Annotated in this window: 17 protein-coding genes; 7 read left to right on the top strand and 10 right to left on the bottom strand. The window is 33.8% G+C overall.

Annotated features, from left to right (window positions below; translation table 11 throughout):
• Positions 1-73: 73 nt before the first annotated feature.
• Both VB776_RS17935 and VB776_RS17930 read left to right on the top strand, forming a co-directional pair.
• On the top strand, positions 74-478 hold the full coding sequence (locus VB776_RS17935; protein WP_323698251.1) for a response regulator: 405 nt from the start codon (positions 74-76) through the stop codon (positions 476-478).
• A gap of 390 nt (positions 479-868) precedes the next feature.
• The gene (locus tag VB776_RS17930) at positions 869-1,954 is read left to right on the top strand and encodes a hybrid sensor histidine kinase/response regulator (protein WP_323698250.1); all 1,086 of its coding nucleotides are present in this window, start codon (positions 869-871) and stop codon (positions 1,952-1,954) included.
• 6 nt (positions 1,955-1,960) lie between these two features.
• Here the strand turns inward: VB776_RS17930 and VB776_RS17925 are convergent, their stop codons facing one another.
• The 6 genes from VB776_RS17925 to VB776_RS17900 all read right to left on the bottom strand — a co-directional run bounded on the left by VB776_RS17925 (position 1,961) and on the right by VB776_RS17900 (position 13,603).
• Entirely contained in the window at positions 1,961-5,116 is a 3,156-nt protein-coding gene (locus VB776_RS17925) for a PAS domain S-box protein (protein WP_323698249.1), read from the bottom strand.
• 68 nt (positions 5,117-5,184) lie between these two features.
• Positions 5,185-5,559, bottom strand: a complete 375-nt coding sequence (locus VB776_RS17920; protein WP_323698248.1) for a response regulator — start codon at positions 5,557-5,559, stop codon at positions 5,185-5,187.
• A 105-nt stretch (positions 5,560-5,664) separates the two neighbouring features.
• The gene (locus VB776_RS17915) at positions 5,665-9,087 is read right to left on the bottom strand and encodes a PAS domain-containing sensor histidine kinase (RefSeq protein ID WP_323698247.1); all 3,423 of its coding nucleotides are present in this window, start codon (positions 9,085-9,087) and stop codon (positions 5,665-5,667) included.
• Positions 9,088-9,418: 331 nt separating this feature from the next.
• Entirely contained in the window at positions 9,419-10,504 is a 1,086-nt protein-coding gene (locus VB776_RS17910; protein WP_323698246.1) for a family 10 glycosylhydrolase, read from the bottom strand.
• 32 nt (positions 10,505-10,536) lie between these two features.
• Positions 10,537-11,628, bottom strand: coding sequence for a carbohydrate-binding family 9-like protein (locus tag VB776_RS17905; protein ID WP_323698245.1), 1,092 nt, complete (start codon positions 11,626-11,628; stop codon positions 10,537-10,539).
• A 220-nt stretch (positions 11,629-11,848) separates the two neighbouring features.
• Positions 11,849-13,603 carry a T9SS type B sorting domain-containing protein gene (locus VB776_RS17900; protein WP_323698244.1) on the bottom strand — a complete coding sequence of 585 codons (1,755 nt, stop codon included), beginning with the start codon at positions 13,601-13,603 and terminating at the stop codon, positions 11,849-11,851.
• 263 nt (positions 13,604-13,866) lie between these two features.
• Between VB776_RS17900 and VB776_RS17895 the strand changes: the two genes are divergently transcribed.
• Positions 13,867-15,582 carry a GMC family oxidoreductase gene (locus tag VB776_RS17895; RefSeq protein ID WP_323698243.1) on the top strand — a complete coding sequence of 572 codons (1,716 nt, stop codon included), beginning with the start codon at positions 13,867-13,869 and terminating at the stop codon, positions 15,580-15,582.
• Positions 15,583-15,755: 173 nt separating this feature from the next.
• A complete protein-coding gene (locus VB776_RS17890) occupies positions 15,756-16,664 on the top strand; it encodes a sugar phosphate isomerase/epimerase family protein (RefSeq protein ID WP_323698242.1) in 909 nt (302 codons plus the stop codon).
• On the opposite strand, the gene VB776_RS17885 is transcribed toward VB776_RS17890, so the two are convergent.
• Complete coding sequence (locus VB776_RS17885) at positions 16,661-17,218, bottom strand: hypothetical protein (protein ID WP_323698241.1); 558 nt, start codon at positions 17,216-17,218, stop codon at positions 16,661-16,663. The genes VB776_RS17890 and VB776_RS17885 overlap by 4 nt on opposite strands.
• A 311-nt stretch (positions 17,219-17,529) precedes the next feature.
• Between VB776_RS17885 and fbaA the strand changes: the two genes are divergently transcribed.
• The gene (gene fbaA / locus VB776_RS17880) at positions 17,530-18,612 is read left to right on the top strand and encodes a class II fructose-bisphosphate aldolase (protein ID WP_184133590.1); all 1,083 of its coding nucleotides are present in this window, start codon (positions 17,530-17,532) and stop codon (positions 18,610-18,612) included.
• 300 nt (positions 18,613-18,912) lie between these two features.
• Positions 18,913-19,272 (top strand): 50S ribosomal protein L19, encoded by a 360-nt coding sequence (gene rplS / locus VB776_RS17875; RefSeq protein WP_323698240.1) that lies wholly within the window; start codon positions 18,913-18,915, stop codon positions 19,270-19,272.
• A 75-nt stretch (positions 19,273-19,347) separates the two neighbouring features.
• On the opposite strand, the gene VB776_RS17870 is transcribed toward rplS, so the two are convergent.
• A complete protein-coding gene (locus VB776_RS17870) occupies positions 19,348-21,012 on the bottom strand; it encodes a hypothetical protein (protein ID WP_323698239.1) in 1,665 nt (554 codons plus the stop codon).
• Between the two features lie 207 nt (positions 21,013-21,219).
• Positions 21,220-22,293: a hypothetical protein gene (locus VB776_RS17865; protein WP_323698238.1), complete on the bottom strand. Its 1,074-nt coding sequence runs from the start codon at positions 22,291-22,293 to the stop codon at positions 21,220-21,222.
• A gap of 327 nt (positions 22,294-22,620) precedes the next feature.
• Between VB776_RS17865 and proS the strand changes: the two genes are divergently transcribed.
• Positions 22,621-24,099, top strand: a complete 1,479-nt coding sequence (proS, locus tag VB776_RS17860) for a proline--tRNA ligase (RefSeq protein WP_323698237.1) — start codon at positions 22,621-22,623, stop codon at positions 24,097-24,099.
• A gap of 106 nt (positions 24,100-24,205) precedes the next feature.
• On the opposite strand, the gene VB776_RS17855 is transcribed toward proS, so the two are convergent.
• Positions 24,206-24,430, bottom strand: a complete 225-nt coding sequence (locus VB776_RS17855) for a hypothetical protein (protein WP_323698236.1) — start codon at positions 24,428-24,430, stop codon at positions 24,206-24,208.
• Between the last annotated feature and the right edge of the window lie 54 nt (positions 24,431-24,484).

Below are 24,484 nucleotides of genomic sequence, written 5' to 3'. Positions count from 1 at the left end.
ATGTATCAAAATTGTTTTTATAATAAATCATTAACCCAAACTAGCATTCGATAGCGAACTAGCACATAAAAATATGTTTAATAACGCCATAACTTTAATTGTTGACGATGAGCACCTCAATCGTTTTTTGATGCGAAAGTACCTACAGACTTATGAAATCCCATTTGCTGAAGCTACTGATGGTCAAGAAGCTGTTGAGTTTCTTAAAGAAACAACTCATGATAAAATTGTTGTCTTGCTGGATTTGAATATGCCTGTAATGGATGGCTATGAGTTTTTAGAGTATTTGGCTAATCATTACTTAGAGTTTAAAGATAAAAAAATATTAGTAATCGTAGTTTCAGCATCAGATTATACCATCTTTAGAAAGAACGCACCGCATGCGGAAATTCTAAAATACCTTCCAAAACCAGTAGGGAAAGAACTACTTTACGAAGCAATTTTAGAGGCAAATGAATATTTTAAAGCTGTAGTTTGATTCGCTAAATACCAAAAAATAAACAAATCCCTTCACTTAGAAATAAAGGAAGGGATTTTCTTTTTAGAGATAATAGATTTATTTAGATATTAATCTTTAAATTTAACTTTAAAGATATTTTTTTGTATTAAATTGTGTTTTTGTATGGAGTTTAGAAATCTCAATTACAATTAGTAGAAAATGCAATGCTTTCAAGTTTTGAGTTAAAGAATAAATATTTTAAAAGCGATGTCATAAATAGTATAATGGAGATAAATTGCTTATTTTTAATAGACAATTTTGAAGTATTGTCACCATTAGCATTACAGTATCGACATTTCATAAAAGAATAAAAGCTTAAGCCCGAGATAGGTAAAATATTGAATAATCTACCAATAAAACAATTAAAATATGTCTAGGATAGTACTCATAGAAGATGATTTGCTTCTTGCAGAAAATACCAGTTTAATACTAACTTTAAATGGTTATGAATGCTTTGTAGCCAATAGTACTAAAGAAGGTATTTTATTGATTGAAGAGATTAATCCAGACTTAGTTGTTTGTGATATAATGCTAGATTCTATGGATGGTTTTGATGTACTTAGAATTATCAGGCAAGAAAAAGGTTTTATCAATCTACCTTTTATTTTTCTTTCAGGTCTAGCGGATATGACAGATAAAAGAAAAGGCATGAACCTGGGTGCTGACGATTTTTTAACAAAACCTTATAGTTCTAAAGATTTAATTGAAACCATTCAAGCCAGAATAGAAATAAGTTCTGTAAAAAAAGTAAATGCTGAAATTGAAACTAGAAAAAATGCTATTGACGTTTTTTACAAGATTTCTACACATGAATATCTAACTCCTCTGAATGGTATTATTAATTTCGGGACACTTCTTGAAGAAATGATTAGTCAGAATGATTTAGCTGATGCAAGTACTATCGTAAAAGCAATTCAGATTTCTGGACAAAGAATGTTGCGAGTGACTCGCAAATTGCTGTGGCACAACCAATTAGTGAATGGAATTAATCCTTGGGGAAATACAAGTAAATCTAGATTAAATGTTGCTGAGTTACAGAGAAGTATTTTTAGTTTTTTGAAAAATAGTACAACTAACCAGTTTGATTTTAATATTCAAGGTGATGCGTTTTACTTATTTGATTTCAACCGTGATTCGCTTGATCAAATGATTACCGAATTATTACAAAATGTAATTCAATATTCAGATTCTAAATTTGAAATTACTTCGAATAATTACTTCGATAATGAAATGATAGTTTTGACTATTAAAAATCATTACAAAGGTACTTATACAATGAATACCAGTATGATAAAACCATTTTATCAGGCGCATTATTCTAAAGATATGAATGGCTCAGGTTTGGGCTTGTATATTATAAAAGAGTGGGTTGAAAGACAAAAAGGAAGTTTAGAAGTAAATACTCATAACAATATTTTTGAAGTAGTTCTGAAAATCCCTGCATCATTGAATTGAAATAATTTATGAATTATAAGGTAAGCTGACTGTAAAAGAGCTTCCTTCTAATGGCTTACTGATAAAACTCAAATTTCCACCTAGTTTTTGAGTAAATTCTTTTGTAATTGTTAAGCCAAGTCCCGTTCCCTCAATATTTAGCACATTGTTTGCTCTAAAAAATGTTTCAAATAAATGTTCTTGTTCTTCCAGAGGAATACCAATGCCATAATCTGTGACTTTAATACTGTAAAAATCAGCATGATATTCAACCCTTAATTCAGGGTCTTGAGCTTCATGTGAATATTTGAAAGCATTATTAACTAAATTACTAACCACATGACTTAGTAACGAAGGGTCAGTTATGATTTCTCTGACTCTTTCAGGTAATAATAGCTTTAACTTTCTTTTGTCTTTTCTATCAACGTAATACTGTTCGTTGAGGTCGTGCAAGAATTTATGGAGATTAATCGGTTGTGGTTTTACAAATATTTTGCCATCAGCAGTTTTTTCAATCATCAAAATATCCTTCAACATAGCGTCTAGCCTGTTGGTTTGAAACAAAATTTTATTGATATAGTCTTTAATTTTGTGTTTCAAATCTTGATTATCAATTTGTTTTGAGTAAAAATCTAGTAAATCAGAACTGGTTACGATAGCCGTAATGGGTGTTCTGAATTCATGCGAGGTCAACGAAATAAATCTTGATTTTAAGTTGTTGATTTCTTTTTCCTTTGCTAACGAGATTTCTAGTTTTCTCAAATTTTTACGGTCTTCTTCCGCCATTTTTCGTTCGGTAACATCCAAAGAAATACCGTTATAAATAATTTTACCATCTTTAATTGTTGGACTTGCTAAGCCTTGAAACCACTTTCTTCTTCCATCTTTTGTTTCTACTTCGCCTTCATAGTTCCAATCTTTTTTGTGTATAATTGCTTGATTGATAGATTCTAAAAAAGCATTTCTTTCCCTTTGATTAATTCTGCCATTTTGTTGCCAATTCTTGTCATTTACCGGAAACCCAAAAGCATTTTTACCTTTATCACTGATGTAAGAGAAATACGAAGAGCCGTCGGCTTCAACACAAAATTGGAAAACAATACCTGGAGAGTTTTTAGCTAAATCGCTAAACATCATTTCGCTTTGTTTCAGTTGTTCATTGGCTAGCTTACGTTCAGTAATATCTGATAAAGCCATTATCAAACCGTAATTCTGATTTTTTTTGTTCAGAATTGGGTATAACCTTACAAAATACCAATTGGTAGTATTGTTAGGTTGAGGGAAAGAAATTTCGTATTCTATTCTCTTACCATTCAATACTTCCATCATCATTCTTTGTAAGATGGGTCTTCTTTCGGCAGGGAAGTAATCTAAGATTGGTGTGCCATTTTTAGGTATCTTATCAGCGTTAAAAAAGTTCTGAGAAGAAATATCGTTAGCAATTTTATTGAATGATAATACTTCTAAACTTTTATTGATAAGAATATAGCCAGTATCGGTCGTTTCAAAAATAGCTTGAAGATTCGCTTCCGATTCCGAAAGTTTTTGTTCTGCAATTCTTTTTTCAGAAACATCGCTCAAAGACAAAGCAGCACCTACAATAACATTATTCTTGAAAATTGGATTGGCATTTATTTCAAAAAGAGTGTTTGGCGTTTGAGCTTTCTTATACGGTAGGTCAACGTTTGTAACAAAGCTTTCGCCAAGAAAAATTCTATCATAAATTTCTTTCCAGAAAATTGACATAGATTCAGGTAAGCTTTCCTTGAAGACAGAATCGCCCATACGGTATTGCTTTCCTGTATCAGCAAATAGATTTTGATGAAAAGCGTTGTTTGCTGTCATTAAACGATAATTTGTATCGATACTCCAAATTATATCATTTGTACTGTTAATGAGTGCTTCGTAATTGTTGGTTTTTATTTCTAATGCTTTGGTGACATTGATGACATCAGTAACGTTTTCAACCAAGGATAAAATAGAAATTACTTTTCCATTTTCATCCATCAAAATTGAATTATGCCAATTGCAATAAATGATTTCACCTGATTTTGTAATATTTTTATTTTTGGATGTTAACCTACTAACCGTTCCACTGAGCATCTGTTTGGCGTAAAGCTTCACACGGTCAAAATCACTTTCAGGAATCAAGTTGACTTCATAAAAAGATTTTTCTACAATCTCAGAGGCTTTCCATCCAAAAATTACTTCTGCTTGTCCCGACCAACTTTTTATGATTAAATCACTATCCCATTTTATCACCGCTAAAGGCGAATTAGTGTAATGAAAGTTGAGTTCATTGTTTAATGATAGCAGTTCTTTTTCATAATTTTTCTGGTCAGTAATATTCAGAAGTGTGATAACAACTCCTTGAATATTATTTTGAGAATCTCTGAAAGGAATGAAACGTACTTTGTACCAATTGCTTATCGTAGAAAATGGTATGAACAATTCATCAACGATGTCTTCACCAAGTACAGATTTTGAGAAGTGTTTATCAATAAAAGCATGAGTAGAGGGATGTGAATACTCGTAGATACTTACTCCTTTTTCATACTTTTTGCCCAAGAGTAGCTGAACTCTTCCTTGAAAGGCTTTATTTGAATTAATGATTTTTTTGTCTAAATCAAGGATAATGATTGAATCTTGAGTAATATTAGCATAAGTTGAAAGGATTTTTTCAGAGTAAATTAAATCAGATTTTTTATTGAAAAGTGATTCCGCTTGATGAGCGAGTATCTCTAAGCTTTTAATTTGTTGCTGATTTAAGGTTAAAGTTGAAGTATGTAAAATACAGATAGAACCCAAAATATAACCTTGTTGGTTTCTGATAGGCACACCAAGGTAGAAACGAACATAAGGCGGACCAACTACAAATGGATTATTTTTGAAACGTTCATCTACAGTAGTATCTTCAACGATTAGGAAAGATTCATTTTGAATCATGTATTCACAGAAAGAATCTTTTCTTGAGATTTCACATAAATCAGTTCCAATTTTAGATTTGAACCATTGTCGGGTTGAATCCACGAGGCTAATCATAGCAATAGAAGCACCGCTAATTTGCACTGCTAAAGTAACAATACCTTCAAAGTCTTGTTCGGGAGGAGTATCCAGTATATTCAATTCCTTCAAGGCAACTAAACGAAGGTCTTCATTTGAAGGGTTTTTACTATCTTCCATTGGTTATTTGTGGTTGTATTATCATTTAGAATAGAATGATAGCATAGATTTTAACCCAAATAAAAATACTATTGTACTTCAGCTATTACGTTTTGAATAGCGTTGACAAGGTCTTTCCCTCTTATAGGTTTAGTGAGGTACTCGTTAGCACCACTTTTAATGCCATTTTCATAGTCGGCATTTTCGGCATGAGCAGAAAGTAAAATGAAAGGAGTATTGACCAATTTAGCATTTGCCCGAACATTTTTTAGAAAAACTAAACCGTTCATGCGGGGCATTCTTATATCAGAAACGATTACGTCGATATCATGATGTTGAAGAATTTCCATTGCTTCTACGCCGTCTTCAGCAGGGATGACAGTGAAATCAAATAATTCTAAAATTTCAACGTAGTTGTTTCTCAAAACAACGTCGTCTTCAACAAACAGTATTTTAGTTTTCATAGTGGTATTTATGGACAATAAATAACTTTATAATTAGTAAGAATTAGAAAAAGCTGATATAATATACAATGTTTTTTGTATTTATCAAAGAATCAGTCTGTAATTTCAATAAGGTAATTTTAAAGTGAAGGTACTTCCTTTACCTTCTTTGCTTTCAAAACTTATTTGCCCACCAAGTTTCTCTGTAAATTCTTTAGCAATGCTTAGTCCCAATCCTGTCCCTTCTGTACTTACTACGTTGCCAGCTCTAAAAAAAGTTTCGAACAAATGTTCTTGGTCTTTCATCGGAATTCCCAAACCATAATCTTTTACAATGATAGTAAAATGGTCATCAAGGTAAAATAGCTGAATTTCAGGACTTAGTTTATTGCCTCTTGAATACTTAAAAGCATTGCTAATGAGGTTGTTGAGAATATGAATAAGGAGTGATTCGTCTGTAAAAACCTCTTTTTCATCTTCTGGTAAAATCAATTTTAGCTTTCTGTTATCACGGAGATTAATGGATAATTCGTCTGTGATTTTCTGTAAAAATACTTTAATCTTCACTGCTTTAAGCTTCACCACTGTTTTTCCTTCAGCGGTTTTTTCTAAAGTAAGTACATCTGCAACAATACCCGTTAGCCTATCAACTTGTGAAGTAATGTGGCTAATATGTTCTTGCATTTTGTTTTTTACTTGTTCATTTTCAACTTTATTATTGTATAAATCTAAAAGTTCGGCACTTCCTAAAATACCTGTTAAGGGAGTTCTGAATTCATGAGAAGTTAAAGAAATGAATCTTGATTTAAGCAGATTCAATTGTTTTTCTTTGGTCAATAATATTTCAAGTTGATGAAGATTTTTGGCATTTTCTTCCGCAATTTTTGCTTGGTTGATGTCTTGAAAAATACCATAAACTCTTTTAATTTTTCCTTCTTCAATTTCTGCTTTACCAATTATTTTCACCCAAATATCTTCATTTTTGGTATTCACAACTTGTAATTCTACATCAAATGGAGTACCGAACTCAATACAGTTTTTGAAAGATTCTGTGATGAGATTTCTGCTATAACCTTCTTTGTACAAGGATAAACCCAATGCTATACTTGGCTCAATATCGTGTGGAACTTGCACGATTTCCTTTATCATGTTTGACCAATAAACATGATAACTTGGAATATCTACCGACCAACCACCAATTCGAGCAACTCTGTTTGTTTCTTCAAGTAAATCTTTTGTTCTTGTGAGTTGAAATTCAGCTAGTTTAGTATCAGTAATATCCTGAAGAGTACCATAAACTCTTTTTTTGTTTGGAATACTGAAATCTGCTTTCCCGATTACTTGTACCCAAATTTCTCGATTTTTTGCAGTAACCAATTGTACTTCTACATTAAAAGGTATTTCATTTTGTATGCACTCTGTAAAAGCTTTTATGATTGTTTCTCTGCTTTGTCCTTCTTTATAATAATTTAACCCATCATTTATATCAATCGTAACATATTTTTCATCTACTTCATAAATTTCTCTGGTAACCTTCGACCAATGAGCTGTTTGTGCATCAATATCAGCTTCCCAACCTCCAATTCTGGCAACTTGTGTTGTTTCTTGAAGGAAATCTTTTGTTCGTCTTAATTCTTGCTCTACATGTTTTCTGTCGGTAATATCACTCATGTAGCCATGCCAGATTACACTATCTTTCAGGCGTTCAGGCGTAGAAATTGCCTTAAGCCACCTTTCTTTTTTTAAAGGTAAATTAACTCTAAACTCTATATCTTTTAATGTTAATGATTGAGATGACTTGAAAATTTTGTTGATAACCATCTGATAATCATCAGGGTGTATGAATTTTAGTAGAGTTTTAGTCTTTTCTTCAGGGCTAAGTGAATCCATTTCTGGAGTATTCATCAATTGGCGAGATAGATATGAGAAAAAATAACGACCATCGTCTGTAAGCTGGAATTGGTACAATATTCCTGGTACTTGTTTGGCTAGATGTTTTAGTAATTTTGTTGATTTTTCTCTGTCAATTTCAGCTTTTTTCAGCTGATTAATATCTTGAAAAGTACCATAAACTCTGGTACAAACACCATTGTTAAAATTAGCTTTAACAATACTTTTTAACCATATTTCTTGTTGATTTTCAGCAGTAATTTCTAGTTCTAAATCAGAAGGAATATTTTTTTGAATCGCTTTTTTGATAGCATTCTGAAATGTTTTTTTACTTTTTGGCTTTAAATACTTTTGGATATTCTCCAAACTAGGAATATACTCACGTGATAATCCAAAGATTTTTCTACTAATATCCGACCAAAAGAAATACTTTGTTTCAGGGAAAAACTCCCAGCCACCAACATTCGAAACTTCACTGATTTCCTGCAATAATTCTTTAGCTTGTTTAAGTTCATGAAGCGAAACCATCTTCGCTGTTATATCATTAATTACAAGAATTGTCTCTTGGTTGATTGGGTTAATGCTTGAATTGATATTTGTCCAATAAAAATCGCCTTCTTTCTTTTTGATTCTAATTTCAAGATTGGTAAAAGGAATACCCGTTGCGATGGTTTTACGAATTGCCTCAACAGCCGTTTCGATGTCTTCGTCATGAACAAAATCAATGTATGGTTTTCCAACAATTTCATCAAGCTCGTACAAGTACAGTTCAGTGACATTCGGTGATACAAAAGTTACTATACCATGATAATCTACAGAGATGAGTAAATCGGTCATGTTAGAAACTAAAATCGATAAATCGTTTTCAGTTTTTACTTTTTCCGAAACATTATATCCCACACAAAGTATTTCGAAAGTACTTCCATTTTTATCTGGCAAGCCTGTAAATTCCCATTGGTTTGTAACAATTTCCTGTTGTTTGTTTTTCTTTCTAAGAATTACTTTATGAGGTTTTAAAGGATTCATAAAACATTTTGCCACTGTTTCTTGGCATGCAGCGTGATCTTCCTTAATAATCGACAATAAAGCGTTGGTTCCTAGCATTTCGCCTTCTGTAAAGCCAAAAATCTTGTAAAAATAGTTGTTGATGTAGGTGTAATTTCCAGAAATATTAGTCTTAACTACATACAAAAAATCACTATTAATCGTTGATTCTCCTATACTTGTGTGAAATTTTTCAATGGCATTATTTGAATTTTGAATCGCTTTGTGTAAAATATTTGCACCAAGTACTGTATCAAGCTTTTGTTCAGAATCATAGATTAAACGTATCGAACAATCCATCGAAATCATCGAGCCATCTTTATGAAAATAACTGACTACGGTGTTTTGAGGAGAATTGTTATTTTGGCTGGTAGCAACAAGAACTGTTAAATCTTTTTCTTGAAAAATATCTGGCCAGTTTTTTTGTAAAACTTCAATTTCTTCAGAGGTATTATAGCCTAATATGGATGCCAATTTTGGATTTACCCAACAAGACGACGTATTCTTGAAGTCCCAAAACCAAAGACCATCAAGAGCAAATTGTTGTATAAAATCAAAAACGGAGGAATCTACTTTTATAACTTCGGTAAGTTTACTCCTTAGGTAATTTTCCATGTGTGTAAAATTCAGCGGACAATTCAATACTTATGAAGTTGGTTTACCATAAGTTAGAATTGTTTATACCGAGTAGCTAATGTTTTTGGAATAAATATTTTCTGAAAAAAAGAATAGATATAATGAAGCAATTTACTTAAAATGAATGCGATATACAAAAGCTTAAATCATTTAAAAAGTGAATCTTTTCCTAAGTATTGTGATAATTGCTTTTGGAGGGAATAAAGTGTAGAAATTATTTTTTAAAAGACAAAAAAATAATAATGCTAACTGAGTTTTTCAAGGAGTAAAATTGTGTAATTTGGCTTACTCCTTGAAAATCAGGAAGGAACTAGGCTTTGCTAGTGCCTTTTACTAAAGCTTTTAGAACGTCGTCATTTACGTTTCCAAATAATGAAATACCAGCCGCCCCATTTTTTAGGGCTAATTTTATACCTTGAACAATTTCGTCATTATTATCGAAATCTGGTAAGTACAAACCTGCATATAATGGGAATTTTCCATGCAATGCTTTTACGCCTTCTTCTACGGCATCGCCAATCCAACTTACGTCTTCTTTATAAAATTTATGGTAAATCATTGGACAAATGGCTGATAAATTCCAATTTAACCAATCTTGTCTCACAATTCTTTTGGCTACTTCTGGCGTTGGGAAAACAGCCGCTGTGATAGGCTTTTTGAAACTAGCTGCTGTTTGTGCCAGATGATTTACCAGACGAGTAACATTATCGTATCTGAATTTTCGCCAAGATAAATTTTGGTCTGGGTTTTCTAAGGTTCTGATGTCAATGCCTTTCAATTCTTTGAATTTTGCCTGACAAACATCGCAATAGCAAAAATCATATTCAGGTAATTCTTGATTTTGTTTGATGCCATACACTTGCCAAAGATTTACGGCTAAAATTACATCGCAGTAACGAACATAATCTAAGTGAATTCCATCTACATAAGGTTTACTTAATTCTGCTTTTACGGCTTTTTCCAAATAATCACGTACTTCTGGACGAGAAGGACAAAGCCAACGGTAATAATTTACGTAAGGAGGATTTGTTGCACAAGATTCGCCTTTTCTGTTGATGGCATACCATTCTGGATGTGCTTTCAAAAGACTTTCTTCGCCTCTGTTCAAAGTCCAAATCCAACGATGAGTAGTCAGTCCTTGTTTTTTAGCGATGGTGAAGTGTTTTTCGTCATCTGCTTCAAAGAAAATACCTGTAATGCCGTGTGCTTTATATTTTTTATAACGCTCAATTAAAACTGCTTCGGTTTCTTTATGGTCGGGATTTATCCAAACCCAATTTTTTAATTGAGTATTTGTTTTTTCAGTGATTAAAGGGCGAGCATTCAGCAAATTGGTACTTTGCCCAGCTGCGAATACACCTAAACCCATTTGTTTTAAAAAAGTACGTTTTTCCATTTCGGTTAACTGTTGTTGAAGATTTTTTACAATTATAAAGACTTGCTTTTGCTTATCTTGAGGAGGCTATCCTGATTGAGCGTAATTTTATTCGAGCCTTCTTTGTCAACTATGCTGATAAAAAATGTTTGACTGGTGGCTTCTAATTCAATATTTTGAATGAATTCTTTGTTTGGAAACAGACTTGTGTCAAGTTCTAAAAGTGTCAAATCTTTAGCATAATGCTGATTTTGGGCAAAATATTTTTTTTGTTTATGATAAATATCCCAAGCAATTTGCTTTACTTTTTCAATGTTTGGTAAAGGGAAATTGAAATCTTCAGCACCTACTTTTTTATCAGAGAAAACTAGGTAGCCCCAATTTTCTGGCATGTGCATATTGATTTTTCCTTGTGGTGACCAAACCCAATTGTATTCTGGTAAAAAACCTTCGCCATTGGCATTTTTCTGGCGACTATACTTGCCTGCTTTAACGTCGTGATTCCATTCTACTCTTGAGAAATTCACACGCCAATAAGATAAATCTTGTGGTTTTAAAACATCATTGTCTAAACTGATTGAAGTAAATGGAATAGCAATTTCCACTGTCCAACGCTTGTCGGTATCTGTAGCATTATTCACCGTTCCTTCTATATTTACAGCCGTTTTTAGTTTTTTAATATCCCAATTGATTAACGCATTTCCGCCATCTCGGTATGGTTTCGGAAGAAATAAATCAAAAGTATTATTGATGGCATTTACCTCTAATTCAAAATAATTATGAGCATCTCCGTCTGGGTCAATAAATATTTCAAAGTCGTTTTCTAGAAAAACAATCTGGTCTTTTTTGTTTTGATAAGCCCAAATATGTTTTTCTTCCAATTCGGCAGCGATGTATAGATATTTATCATCCCATAACATTTTGGCTTTTGTAGCTTGTAATGGCTTAGGTTTTTTGTCGCCTTCAATGTCAATAAAAAGACTTGTCCACTGTGCTTTTTGCCAAGAAGACTCAGAAAGTTTTCCGTCAATTTTTAAAGATTCAGCTGTTTTGAAGCAATGATATTGAAGAGGTTCGGTAATAACTTGGGAAAACGAAGTGCATAGTTTTAACCCAATTATTCCAGTAAGGAGTAATTTTTTCATGTGTATTAAATTTGGATAATGGTCGTCTTTTTAGCTAAAAGCCTAATAAGAACGACGAAGCTTGCGATTAATTAGTCAAACAAAGTAAGGATTAATTACTTCTGATACTAATTATAAGAGAGGAAAAAGCTTTAAAATACTCAAAGTGCTTGCAGAATAGGCAAAAATTACTATGTAGTATGGTAATATATTTCCGAATTTGAGTTGAATTTTAAAGGGCTTATCTCATGAGTGTTATACTTCCTTGTGTAATGTAGCTTGTTCCATCATTCAATTCTACTTCTACATTATACGTATAAATACCGACGTCGGCTGGTAAACCATTAAAAGTACCGTCCCAACCATTGGATGCTACCGAAGGAGCAATGTTTTCTTTCCAGAAAATCACTTCACCCCATCTATCAAATATTTTCATGTTTTTAATTTGCTTTACACAGCCTGATGCGAAAGCATAAAAAGTATCATTTTTCCCATCATTATTGGGCGAAAAAGCATCTGGAATAAAAATCAAACCACAACTTCTTACAGAAATATTTGCCACTTTTACTTTCTCGCAAGCTTTTCCATCTAAACTACTTACATAAACAGAATATTGCCGACTAGATGAAGGTTTAGCCCAAGTATCAGCACAATAACTACAGCTTAAATCAGTGGCAGGTAGCCATGAATAAAGGTAATTCCCAGTATTTGTTACGATGGCTTTTAGCAAAACACTATCACCAGAAACAATACTGAAATCCTGATTTTGTAATGAAACGTCAAAGTCAATTACTTTCAGATTGGTTGTAATTACGCTATCGCACTGGTTTACATTTTTAATAATTGTTGTGTATAAACCAGTAGCATTATAAATTTCAGAGCCAACTCTAAAGGTTGTTCCAGCACAAATTGCTATTTCTTGATTTTTAGTAAGTAATGGATTTACAGTAAGGTTCAAAGTAATGGTACTGTCGCAAATGTCAGTTCTTTGTATATTTTCAATAAAAGTACCGCTGGTTTGATACTCCCTAGCACCCAAAGTATATTTTTCACCTTCACAAATTTTGGCATTGATGGTATTATAAGGATGTTGATACTTGATGGTATAATCAAGTTTTAATTCACAAGAAGCATCTAAACTTGATTGAGGAAGTATTTTCACAGAATATTTATCGCCCAATTTAGCTAATACTTTGATGGAAGAAGTAGTTTCGCCGTTACTCCAAGTATATTTTTCAAAACCTTCAGGAGCATTTAATACCATATAACCATTTTCATCAGGACAAGCTGCCATTGGTTTTACTTCAGATTTCAAACATTGTGCATCAAAATAGGCATAGCCAAAATGTCTTCTTTCAGTACAGCCATGAGCAGTTACTTCTATGTTGATTTTTTTACCAAGATAACTCAGTAGGTTTATTGAACCAATCGTCCAATTACGATATTCAATATTTCCTCTATTATAGTACTGTACACTGAAATTTGAAGCAGTGCCAGCACTTGAAAGTTGAATATTAAAATTGCTACAAGTTAATGGGTTGCCATTTTCATCCGTAATTTGAATATTGAACCTAGGTTTCTGAGCATCAGAATGGCTATTATCATTTTGAAGGATAACTGCAAATTTGTATTGAAACAAAGAATTATCTTGAGTAACTAAAAAAGATGTTTTTAAACGATGATAACTTCCTCCTGAATTTTCATCAGCAGTATTTCCTAAGCGAATAGCGAAATTACTTCCTGGAGAGACCATCGGAATTTTTTCATTCGTTACTTTAGGGTCATTTCCACTACCAATATTTGTTATTTGGTAAATACCGCCAGGTTCTTCAGGTCCATAAATGGTTGAAGTCCCGCCATTCGTTATTTTACCAGTCGTAACAGTCCAACCACTTATACTTCCTAACTCAAAACCAATATTTGTGCAATCAGTCTGTGCAAAACTGCTGAAATACATAGACACGGAAAGAATACTAAACAATAAAAATTTCTGCATTTCAGTGGATTAGTGAAAATCTTTAATGAAAAAAATATTGCATCAATTTTCAGGAAATAGCAAGTAGTTATCGTTTAACAGATGACGAGATTATTCGAGCGTAAACGAGGGAGTAGTTATTCTGTAAGACAGGGGATTAATGCAGAACGTTGCATCAAAAAAGCAGATTTACTTAGCAGGATAAAGATAAAGAATGTATTGCTTAGTTTTATTACTTAAACCTAAAAATTAGCTTTAAAAATACAAATTTTCTAGTTCAGTTTATGACATACTTTAATATTGACAGCAATAAGAAAAATACTTTTGATGCCATCGTGATTGGTTCAGGCATTAGCGGAGGTTGGGCGGCTAAAGAATTGACAGAGAAAGGATTAAAGACTTTAGTTTTGGAACGAGGAAGAGATGTTAAACACGTAAGTGATTATCCAACTGCGATGATGAATCCTTGGGATTTTGAACATCATGGGAAAATACCTTTGGCTCTTCATGATGAATATAAAATCCCCCAAAGCCATTATATTTTTGGAGAAAGTACGCTACATTTTTTGGTAAAAGATGCCGAACAAGAGTATGTTCAGGATGCACCATTTACTTGGATGCGTGGATACCAAGTAGGAGGAAGGTCGTTGCTTTGGGCAAGACAAACCCAACGTTGGAGTAATTTTGATTTTGAAGGACCAGCTCGTGACGGTTTTGCCGTAGATTGGCCAATTCGTTACGCTGATATTGCACCTTGGTATAGTTATGTTGAAAAATTTGCGGGAATTACTGGTAATAAAGATGGCTTGCCCGAATTACCAGATGGTGAATTTCTAGCTCCACACGAAATGTCTTGCGTAGAAAAGCATTTTAAACAACAAGTATCGAAAAATTACGGAAAAAGTCGCCACGTAATTATTGGTCGAGCGGCACATCTTACTGAAACGAAAACAATTCATCAAAAACAAGGAAGAACAAAATGTCAACATCGTACCATGTGTGAAAGAGGTTGTCCGCTTGGTGGATACTTTAGCAGTAATTCTTCAACGATTCCTTGGGCTGAGAAAACGGGAAATCTCACATTGCGTCCGCATTCTGTTGTTCATTCTATTATTTACGATGAACAAAAAAGTAAAGCAACTGGCGTAAGAGTAATTGATGCCATTACTGGTGAAATGACGGAGTTTTATGCAAAAATTATTTTCTTGAATGCCTCTGCCATCAACTCAAACCTGATTTTATTGAATTCAACTTCAAATCGTTTCCCGAATGGATTAGGAAATGATAGTGGATTATTGGGCAAATACATCGCTTTTCATACTTATCAAGGAAGAATTTCAGCAGAGTATGATGGTTTGCTAGATTCAACGACAGATGGAAGAAGACCAAATGCAAGTTATGTTCCAAGATTTAGAAATGTTTTTAAGCAAGAAACTGATTTTTTAAGAGGTTATGCAGCAGGTTTTTCGGCTTCAAGAAATTCTATTCAACCTTTTAATGAAATGGGAGAAAATCTGAAAAGTAAATTATTGAGTAACGAATTGGGATTCTGGCAAGTAGGTTCTCACATGATGGGCGAAACCATTCCAAAAGAAGAAAGTGCTGTTAGATTAGACAAAAACTTAAAAGATAAGTATGGCATTCCGCAGTTAAGAATTTCTGTAAAGTTTGATGAAAACGACCGCAAAATGATGAAAGATTTTCATGAACAATTTGAAGAAATGTACACAAAAGCAGGTTTCACCAACATTCAATTGCATGAAACCCACCGAATGCCCGGCTCTGAAAACCATGAAATGGGAGGAGTAAGAATGGGAAAAGACCCGAAAACGTCTTTGTTGAATAAATGGAATCAACTTCATACTTGTAAAAATGTATTCGTAACCGATGGAGCTTGTATGACTTCCACAGCCACCCAAAATCCTTCGCTCACTTATATGGCATTGACAGCAAGGGCTGTTGACTATGCAGTGAAACAAATGAAGGCATTAAAACTTTGAGCCATGAGCTATAAGCTTTTTTAAATCCATTATTTAGTAATTTGACTATTGGAGAAACCGTAGTGGCAACTCTTGCAGTTGCCCATATTAAACGGCAACAGCAAGAGTTGCCGCTACACATGTAAAATGTTTATTTAATTCAAAGCTAAATGCTCACTTCTTAAAGCTGTAAAATGAACTCAAACCCACGTCGTACTTTTCTTAAAAATACTTTAGCCATTGCAGGTTTATCCATGCTTGAAACTTCTTTTGATTTCAAAAAAGTAAAACCTTTATTGTCATTTTCAACATTGGGTTGTCCGAATTGGTCTTTTGATACTATTCTGAAATATGCAGTAGAAAATGCTTATGATGGCATCGAAATCAGAGGTATTCAAAAGCAATTGGATTTAACAAAATGTTCTGAATTTTCCTCGCAAAATATTCAAGAAACAAAAAGAAAAGTTGTTGATAGCAAGCTAAAAATTGTGGATTTAGGTTCTTCCGCAGAATTGCATCATGCAGATTTAAGTAAAAGAAAAGCACAATTAGATGAAGCTAAACGCTTTGTTGATTTAGCTGCTAAATTAGACTGCCCATTTATTAGAGTATTTCCAAACGATTTGCCTAAAGACCAAAAAGATGATGAAACCATAGATTTAATCATCAAAGGATTACTAGAACTTGGCGACTATGCCAAAGGTTCATCCGTTTCAGTTTTGCTAGAATCTCATGGCAAAGTAATTCAAGCTGATACTTTATTGAAAATCATGAAAGCCTCAGAACATCCAAATGTTGGAATGGTTTGGGATATTTTCAATATGTGGTCGGTTACCAAAGAAAGCCCAACTTTTGTCTATCAAAAACTCCATCAGTACATCCGCCATACGCATATCAAAGATGCCAATTTGGTTAACGGAAAAGAAGAATATGTACTTTTGGGTAGAGGCGAAACGCCCATTGCCGAGGCAATTAAAGTTTTATCCAAAGGTGGTTACAAAGGTTATTACAGTTTTGAATGGGAAAAACTTTGGCATCCTGAAATCCAAGAGCCAGAAATCGCTATTCCAGATTTTCCTCATGCCATTAAAAAGTACTTTTAATGATGTAGTTTAGGGTTTTCGATATGATATAATTTTAAGAAATGTCTTTTGTTTATTCTGTAAACAGGATTTTGTAGCGTATTGAGGATATAGCTTACTCCAATTAAACTAGCACTAATTATAGCTATGGTAGAATTTATCTTTACAGATGGTTTGCCGATTTGATTCAAAACATCGAAAGAAAATAGGAAAACGCCTGCACCTCCCAAAGCTCCGACACCTTTTGTACCAAAGACTTCTTTTTTACCACCGGAATAAATCTTTTTTATGTCCTTAAATTTTACTTCTTGAAGGTCAAAAATAGAATGTTGGTTTTCGTAAGGAAAGTAGAAGAAGGAACTATCGGTCAATTCAATAATTTTCAATTGTTGTTTTCTCCTCGTAGAAAAAGATTTGAAGGTAATATAACTTCCTTCGTGGAAATGTACATTTCGGGTTTTGCCAGTCATTTGTAAAGTTAAGCAACGAAGTACCTGTTTATTACCAGGGATTTTTTGGGCGAAAAGGTTAGCGATTTCAAAAAATATGCAAAAAAGTAAAAGAAATATTTTCATAGTTGTGAGCAATTAATGTTTAGATTGAGAACGAGCGGTGAGATTTTGTATTTTTGAAATGATAAATATTAAGATTTTTTAACATTTGTTCATTGAGAATGAAGTACTTAATGGAAAACTATAAAAACGATATTTCATTTGTATATTTGTATTGATACTATTTTATGGATTTTATATAAAAGTTTGACAAAATGATTAATAGCCAAATAATATTTTGTAAAACTTAATAAAGCCAATTAAAATAATTATTTTTGGGTTCTTTTATCCAAAAAATCAGTTGAAATAAGTTTTTAACAAGAAAAAATTAAACTATGTCAAGTTTATCTTCTCAAAAAGGCGTATTGCACGGAGATGCAGTGCAAGAGCTCTTCGAAATCGCTAAAAAGCACCAGTTTGCTTTACCAGCCGTAAACGTTACGGGAACAGATACAGTAAATGGCGTTTTAGAAGCAGCAAAAGCCGTAAATTCACCAGTAATTGTTCAGTTTTCAAACGGAGGTGCTCAGTTTTACGCAGGTAAATCATTACCAAACGGGAAACAAGAAGCTTCAATTGCAGGTGCTATTTCAGGTGCTCACCACGTTCATCAATTAGCAGAAGTTTATGGTGTTCAAGTAATTTTACATACTGACCACTGTGCTAAGAAATTGTTACCTTGGTTAGACGGTTTATTGGACGCTGGCGAGAAGTTTTATGCTTTACATGGTAAGCCATTGTTCTCATCACACATGATTGACCTTTCAGAAGAACCAATCGAAGAGAACATCGAAATCTGTAAAACATATCTTGAGAGAATGGCTAAATTAGGCATGACTCTTGAAATTGAATTAGGTGTAACAGGTGGAGAAGAAGATGGCGTTGATAACTCAGATGTTGATTCTTCAAAATTATATACTCAACCTTCAGAAGTAGCTTATGCTTATGAAGAATTGAGCAAAATTTCTCACCGTTTCACAATTGCTGCTGCTTTTGGAAACGTACATGGAGTTTACAAGCCAGGAAACGTGAAGTTATCTCCAGTAATTCTTCATAATTCTCAAGAATTTGTGAAAGAGAAATTCAGTTTAACTGCTGAGAAACCAATCAACTTTGTATTCCACGGTGGTTCTGGTTCATCTCGTGAAGAAATTCGTGAAGCACTTTCTTATGGAGCAATCAAAATGAACATTGATACAGATTTACAATGGGCATTCTGGGAAGGTATCTTAGGATACTACAAAGCGAAAGAAGGTTATTTACAAGGACAAATCGGTAACCCAGAAGGAGAAGATTCACCAAACAAAAAATATTACGATCCACGTGTATGGTTACGTAAAGGTGAAGATACCTTTGTAAGCCGTTTGAAATTAGCTTTCGAAGATTTAAATGCAGCTAATGCTAATCAATATTTATAGTAAGTAGTTTATGAGTTTAGTTTAAAGCTTATGAAAAAGCCAGATTAAGTTATTATACTTTAAACTCATAAACGAGCCAGATTTCATTTGATGAAGTCTGGCTCGTTTTTTTACGGATAATTTTTGAAACACATTATGATATTTAGAAAAAATCTCCTTAACTTTGCACCCCAATTAAAGAGCAATTATGTGGCTGGGCAATCTGTATGAAGCAAGCAATTGTTTATCAGACCTTTAAAGTTACCGCTGGTTGTCTTTTGGATAAATTATTTAAGAATTTAACAGCAAAATAATCAAGAAATGAACGAGTTAATTAAATTCGTAGAAGCTGAAAATGCTGCACGCCGTGCAGAATTGCCCGAGTTTTCAGCAGGTGATACCGTTAATGTTTACATTAAAATCCGTGAAGGAGCTAAAGAACGTATTCAGGTATTCCAAGGAACAGTAATCCAACGTCGTAATAGCGGTGCTGGTGAAATGTTTACAGTACGTAAAATTTCAAATGGTATCGGTGTTGAGAAAATCTTCCCTTTATTATCACCAAACATCGAGAAAATCGAAGTATTGCGTAAAGGTAAAGTACGTCGTGCAAGATTATTCTATCTTCGTGGAAAACAAGGTAGAGCTGCAAAAGTTAGAGAATTGGTTAAGAAAAAATAATCATACTGATTTTTCAATAACAAAAAAGGTCGTTCAATTGAACGACCTTTTTTGTTGCTATCTTTTTGGGGATGCTTAGAAAAATATCCCAAAACTTACAACACCTTTCAAATAACTATTATCAATAATAGCAGAACTAAAGCTATCTGTATTACTCAAAACATAAGGATTAAATGCTTGGGTTGTTTTCGCATATAATCCAGTAAAATCAACATAAAAATCGCTGGTACGAAAACCAAGCCCTGTTGAGAAAATTAAGGTTGAACGATTGATGGCATTTGAACCTTGATCAAAATTAAATGAATATGGACTAGGTTGATAATTTACACCAGCTCTTAAACTTACCATACTCATTATTCTATACTCGGCACCTACTTTTAAATTGAATACATTTTTTAAATCTCTTCGTAATTTTTGGGTATAATAATCCAAATCATCAGCTAAGTATGGATCATTGGTTGTGGTACTCATTTTTGTACTTGTATAAGCTAAGTACTCAATATCAGCAGAGATAAATCCTTTTTTAGCAAAGAAAATAGCCATGCCAATGTTTGCTTTTAAAGGAGTTCTTAATTGATAATTATCGCTAAATGGTGTTGTTGTCAACAACGGAACATTTGTTAAATAGCGTGAACCATCTTTTTCAAGAATTCCATATCCCGAACTTTTCAATCGGTTAATAATTCCAACAGTTTCATTATCTGTTCCATTTGGTAATACTATACCTAATCCTGTTTTTCCTGCATTAGCGCTATTTACATCTGCTTTTAAGCCAGAACTTAATGTTTCATCAATATCATACCAAGTAGGTGTTGTAATGGATGCTCCAAAACGAATCATTTCATTGGGTTTGATGATAGCTCCGAAGGTTAAGTTAATCCCACTACCACTTGTTGAATAAAATTTTGATTGAGTAAGTCCGTTAAATGCAGTATTGTTAACATACTGTTCGCTGTATTGTGAGCGAGTTTCGTATCTAAAACTTGGAATGCCTAATGAAAATCCAATATATGTTTTTTCGTTTGGAGTACCTCCATAAGCGATAGTCCATTGGCTTGAACGTCCAGTCGATTCAAATGAATATTTCTGGTCTGAAACAAATGACTGCTCAGTTGCTTTGAAATTCTGTGGATTATTTTGGTCGGGACTAATTAAAAACGACCAATAGTAGAGATTTCTCGTTAAATCAAAATTTGGTGTTTGTCCAACAGCATCAACAAAATCACCTACACCTAAGTTATAGTCACCAGCTTCTCTACTTACTTGTTGGGCAAAAGCATCGGCTATTGAGCTGATGGTGTTTCTTCCACCAAACTGAATATTGTTGTAAAAAGTATTTTGGCGAGAGTAGTTAATCGACCATGAACCTCTCCAGCCTTCTTTGTACTGAGGCTGACTTCCACCAAATACAACACCAATATTAGCAATGTTGAAATTACTTTCACTTGCTTTTGTATTTGTACCGATATAATTAGAATTATTAGAAGTATTTTGAAAAGCAGGGGTGAAGTTAAATTCGGAACGAGTGTAAAATCCTAAACCTGCTGGGTTTCCTGCCGCTGAACCAATGTCTGCTCCTAATGCAGCATGATTTCCTCCTAATGCCTGAAAACGTGCCGAACCAGTAGGAGCGGTTTGTCCGAATAATTTTGCTAAAGCGTCGAAATTATTGTCTTGTGCATTTGCCGATAAAATTGTAAAAATCGAAAATGCAGAAATTAGACGAATAGGGATTTTCATATCTAATAAATTTTAAGATGTTATTGCTTTATTGGATAAACAATTTAACTGAGATTAAGTAAAGTAATTTGAAAGATAAATATAAGACAGTCATAATTACAAATGCCCTCATTTCTTTTGAAGAATCTTTTCAAGAAAACGTTAAAAAGCCTCACAAAGTACATCTCTGTGAGGCTTATTGTGAATCATAAAAACTGAAACGATTTATTAACGTGGACCACGAGACCCGCCAGAACTCGAACCTCCACTACTGCTGCCACCGCTAGAACTACCGCCACTTGAAGAACCGCCCCATGATGATGAGCTTGTTGTTCTACTAGCATTATTCGACGAAGAGTTATTGTTCGACCAGTTCCAAGAGCTATTATTAGTGCTACGGTTAGTAGAAGTATTACTTCCAGACGAACTTGAAGAATTGTAATTAGTTGCTCTTTGAGGGCGTGAATAATATCCATCGTTACTATTACTAGAATAACTAGAATTTGTTCTAGCCCCTCTTTGGCTTCCAGAAGCACCATTATTGTTATTAAAGTTGCCATTGTAAGACGACTGAGAGTAAGACTCACGAGTACGTTTTACTGGAGCCGAATAACCTCCATTTGAATAGCTACTATTGGCACCCGTAACCACTGAGCCATAACCGTAATTATTATAGACATAAGTATTTCCGTAACCTCTGCCACCATAATAATTATATCCCCAAGGATCGTAATAACCACTGTAACCAAATGGACTATAAGCGAAAGAATTATAACCCCATGGACTATAACCAAAGCCAGAATATAAACCATATCCCCAACGGCTACCACCCAATGCCCAAGAATCGTATGCGTAGGGTGAATAGTATGGACTATAACCATAACCAAATGGACTCCAAGCGCTGTATCCGTATCCTAAACCAAATGTTATACCTGGATTATTATACCAATTACTCACACCATAATTATTGTAATTGTTGTAATTACTGTAAGGTGTTTGATTTTGGTAATAACTACGAGAGTTCATCCAATTCTGAGAGTAATACTCATCAGTACTTTGGGTGTTATTGTTATTGCCTCTATATTCAGGATTACGATTTGCGTATTCTTCTTCTGTTTCAGAATAATACAAGCTTTCTTTACTAAGTAATGAAGCAGGGCGAGCTTCACTAGCAGAAGCGTAGAGATCATCATAGACCCCTGAAGAAGACGATTTTGCGACTTGTTTTGAGGAGCTACATCCCCAAACGACACTTACCAACACTAGGGCTGAAAAGAGTTTGATGGATTTTTGAATGTTCATGTCTTTATCGTTTAAGATTCTTGTTAATGATTTAGGTAGATGATTTTAGTACTAAATGCTGGAAAACCAGACTAGAAACTAAAAACAAGAAACAATCAGCTTAATTTTTGTGTCAAACTTACAACAAAAACTTATCTTTGCAACAAGTTAACTACGTCATTAACAAAATTATTTCTTGGAAAGTTTCAATATAAAATATTGATAATGAGATTGTAATTGGCAAAATTAGCCATTTTATACATGACAATTAATGAAATACTTACCCCTACTCAAGAACGTAAATAATGACGAATAATTATTTATTTTTCAATTACCAATTTATACGAAATGAGCAAAAGCCTACCAAAACGTAGCGAAAATTATTCTGAGTGGTATAACGAACTCGTGAAAAGGGCTGATTTAGCCGAAAACTCTGCTGTGCGTGGTTGCATGGTGATAAAACCTTATGGCTATTCAATCTGGGAAAAAATGCAACGTGCTTTAGACGATATGTTTAAAGAAACAGGACATACCAATGCCTACTTCCCTTTATTTGTCCCAAAAAGTTTGTTTGAGGCAGAAGAGAAAAATGCTGAAGGCTTCGCCAAAGAATGTGCAGTTGTAACTCACTATCGTTTAAAAAACAATCCTGATAAGCCAGGGAAATTAATGGTTGATCCTGAAGCTAAACTTGAGGAAGAACTAATCGTTCGCCCTACTAGTGAAGCCATTATTTGGAGTACTTATAAAAACTGGATTCAGTCTTATCGTGATTTACCTTTATTAATTAACCAATGGGCAAACGTTGTTCGTTGGGAAATGCGTACTCGTTTATTCCTTCGTACTGCTGAGTTCCTTTGGCAAGAAGGACACACAGCACACGCTACTCGTGAAGAAGCAATTGCCGAAACTGAGCAAATGCTTCACGTTTATGCCACTTTTGCAGAAGAATTTATGGCAGTGCCAGTAATCCGTGGTAAGAAAACGGCAAATGAACGCTTTGCGGGGGCTGATGATACTTATTGTATTGAGGCAATGATGCAAGATGGTAAAGCTTTACAAGCAGGAACGTCGCACTTCCTCGGACAAAATTTTGCAAAAGCATTTGATGTGAAATTTGTGACTAAAGAAAACAAGCAAGACTATGTTTGGGGTACTTCATGGGGCGTTTCTACTCGTTTAATGGGAGCTTTAATTATGGCGCACTCAGATGATGAAGGTTTAGTACTTCCGCCAAAATTAGCACCTATTCAAGTAGTGATTGTGCCAATTTTTAAAGGAGATGAACAATTGAATTTAATTTCTGAAAATGTTCTTCCAATCGTAAAAGAATTAAAGAAAAGAGGTATCTCTGTTAAATTTGATAATTCAGATAAACAGTCTCCAGGTTTTAAATTTGCTGAATATGAGTTGAAAGGTGTGCCTGTAAGGTTAGCCATCGGAGCAAGAGATTTAGCAAATGGTACCGTAGAGGTAGCTCGTAGAGATACAAAAGAGAAAAGGACTTATGCTATCAGCGACATCGTTGAAACGGTAAGTAACCTTCTTGAGGATATTCAGACAAATATTTATCAAAGAGCTCTAAACTTTAGAGGTGAGAATACTCATCAAGTAGATACTTGGGATGAGTTTACTAAGATTTTAGAAGAGAATCCGGGCTTTATTTCAGCACATTGGGATGGAACTCCTGAAACTGAAGAGAAAATTAAAGAGCTAACGAAAGCCACTATTCGTTGTATTCCTTTAGATGTTGTGGAGGAGGAAGGTAAATGTATCTTAACTGGTAATCCTTCATCTAAGAGAGTAATCTTTGCAAAGTCTTACTAAGATACTTTCTAATTAAAATAATTTGCCCTCAGTTTTCAAGAAAGCTGAGGGCTTTTTTCTTAGACGGATTGTTTTTGTTTTGCAGAATAAAATAACTTTAATAATATCATTGATGTAAAGCTTGCTTAGATTTTAGGTGTTTTTTACGTTTCTCTTGATTAATTGAAAGTCTTTGATGCGAAATGGTTCTTAACATTCCCACCTTTATCTTAACTTTCAACGCAATCGTTTCTGACTTGAAAGTGTTCTTCCCTCTCAAGAGTTCCTCAGTTATTTTAATCGCTAGGATTTCAACTGCTTCGATATCTAAAGTGGTTATAGTGCTTAACATCGACGTAAAAATCTTTTTATGATAAGATGTAACTTACAGATAATGTTTTAAACA

It is taken from the genome of Arcicella gelida, assembly GCF_034931025.1.
Taxonomy (GTDB): Bacteria; Bacteroidota; Bacteroidia; order Cytophagales; family Spirosomataceae; genus Arcicella; species Arcicella gelida.
The sequence above is the reverse complement of the archived record's forward strand: the minus strand, read 5'-3'. Positions and strand labels throughout refer to the sequence as shown.

Excerpts from the sequence above, each read along its gene's own strand:
- fbaA (WP_184133590.1), top strand. The coding sequence starts at position 17,530 with ATGTCAAGTTTATCTTCTCAAAAAGGCGTATTGCACGGAGATGCAGTG.
- VB776_RS17910 (WP_323698246.1), bottom strand. The coding sequence starts at position 10,504 with ATGGAAAAACGTACTTTTTTAAAACAAATGGGTTTAGGTGTATTCGCA.
- VB776_RS17870 (WP_323698239.1), bottom strand. The coding sequence starts at position 21,012 with ATGAAAATCCCTATTCGTCTAATTTCTGCATTTTCGATTTTTACAATT.
- proS (WP_323698237.1), top strand. The coding sequence starts at position 22,621 with ATGAGCAAAAGCCTACCAAAACGTAGCGAAAATTATTCTGAGTGGTAT.
- VB776_RS17885 (WP_323698241.1), bottom strand. The coding sequence starts at position 17,218 with ATGAAAATATTTCTTTTACTTTTTTGCATATTTTTTGAAATCGCTAAC.
- VB776_RS17890 (WP_323698242.1), top strand. The coding sequence starts at position 15,756 with ATGAACTCAAACCCACGTCGTACTTTTCTTAAAAATACTTTAGCCATT.
- rplS (WP_323698240.1), top strand. The coding sequence starts at position 18,913 with ATGAACGAGTTAATTAAATTCGTAGAAGCTGAAAATGCTGCACGCCGT.
- VB776_RS17930 (WP_323698250.1), top strand. The coding sequence starts at position 869 with ATGTCTAGGATAGTACTCATAGAAGATGATTTGCTTCTTGCAGAAAAT.
- VB776_RS17900 (WP_323698244.1), bottom strand. The coding sequence starts at position 13,603 with ATGCAGAAATTTTTATTGTTTAGTATTCTTTCCGTGTCTATGTATTTC.
- VB776_RS17920 (WP_323698248.1), bottom strand. The coding sequence starts at position 5,559 with ATGAAAACTAAAATACTGTTTGTTGAAGACGACGTTGTTTTGAGAAAC.
- VB776_RS17865 (WP_323698238.1), bottom strand. The coding sequence starts at position 22,293 with ATGAACATTCAAAAATCCATCAAACTCTTTTCAGCCCTAGTGTTGGTA.
- VB776_RS17895 (WP_323698243.1), top strand. The coding sequence starts at position 13,867 with ATGACATACTTTAATATTGACAGCAATAAGAAAAATACTTTTGATGCC.
- VB776_RS17915 (WP_323698247.1), bottom strand. The coding sequence starts at position 9,087 with ATGGAAAATTACCTAAGGAGTAAACTTACCGAAGTTATAAAAGTAGAT.
- VB776_RS17925 (WP_323698249.1), bottom strand. The coding sequence starts at position 5,116 with ATGGAAGATAGTAAAAACCCTTCAAATGAAGACCTTCGTTTAGTTGCC.
- VB776_RS17855 (WP_323698236.1), bottom strand. The coding sequence starts at position 24,430 with ATGTTAAGCACTATAACCACTTTAGATATCGAAGCAGTTGAAATCCTA.
- VB776_RS17905 (WP_323698245.1), bottom strand. The coding sequence starts at position 11,628 with ATGAAAAAATTACTCCTTACTGGAATAATTGGGTTAAAACTATGCACT.
- VB776_RS17935 (WP_323698251.1), top strand. The coding sequence starts at position 74 with ATGTTTAATAACGCCATAACTTTAATTGTTGACGATGAGCACCTCAAT.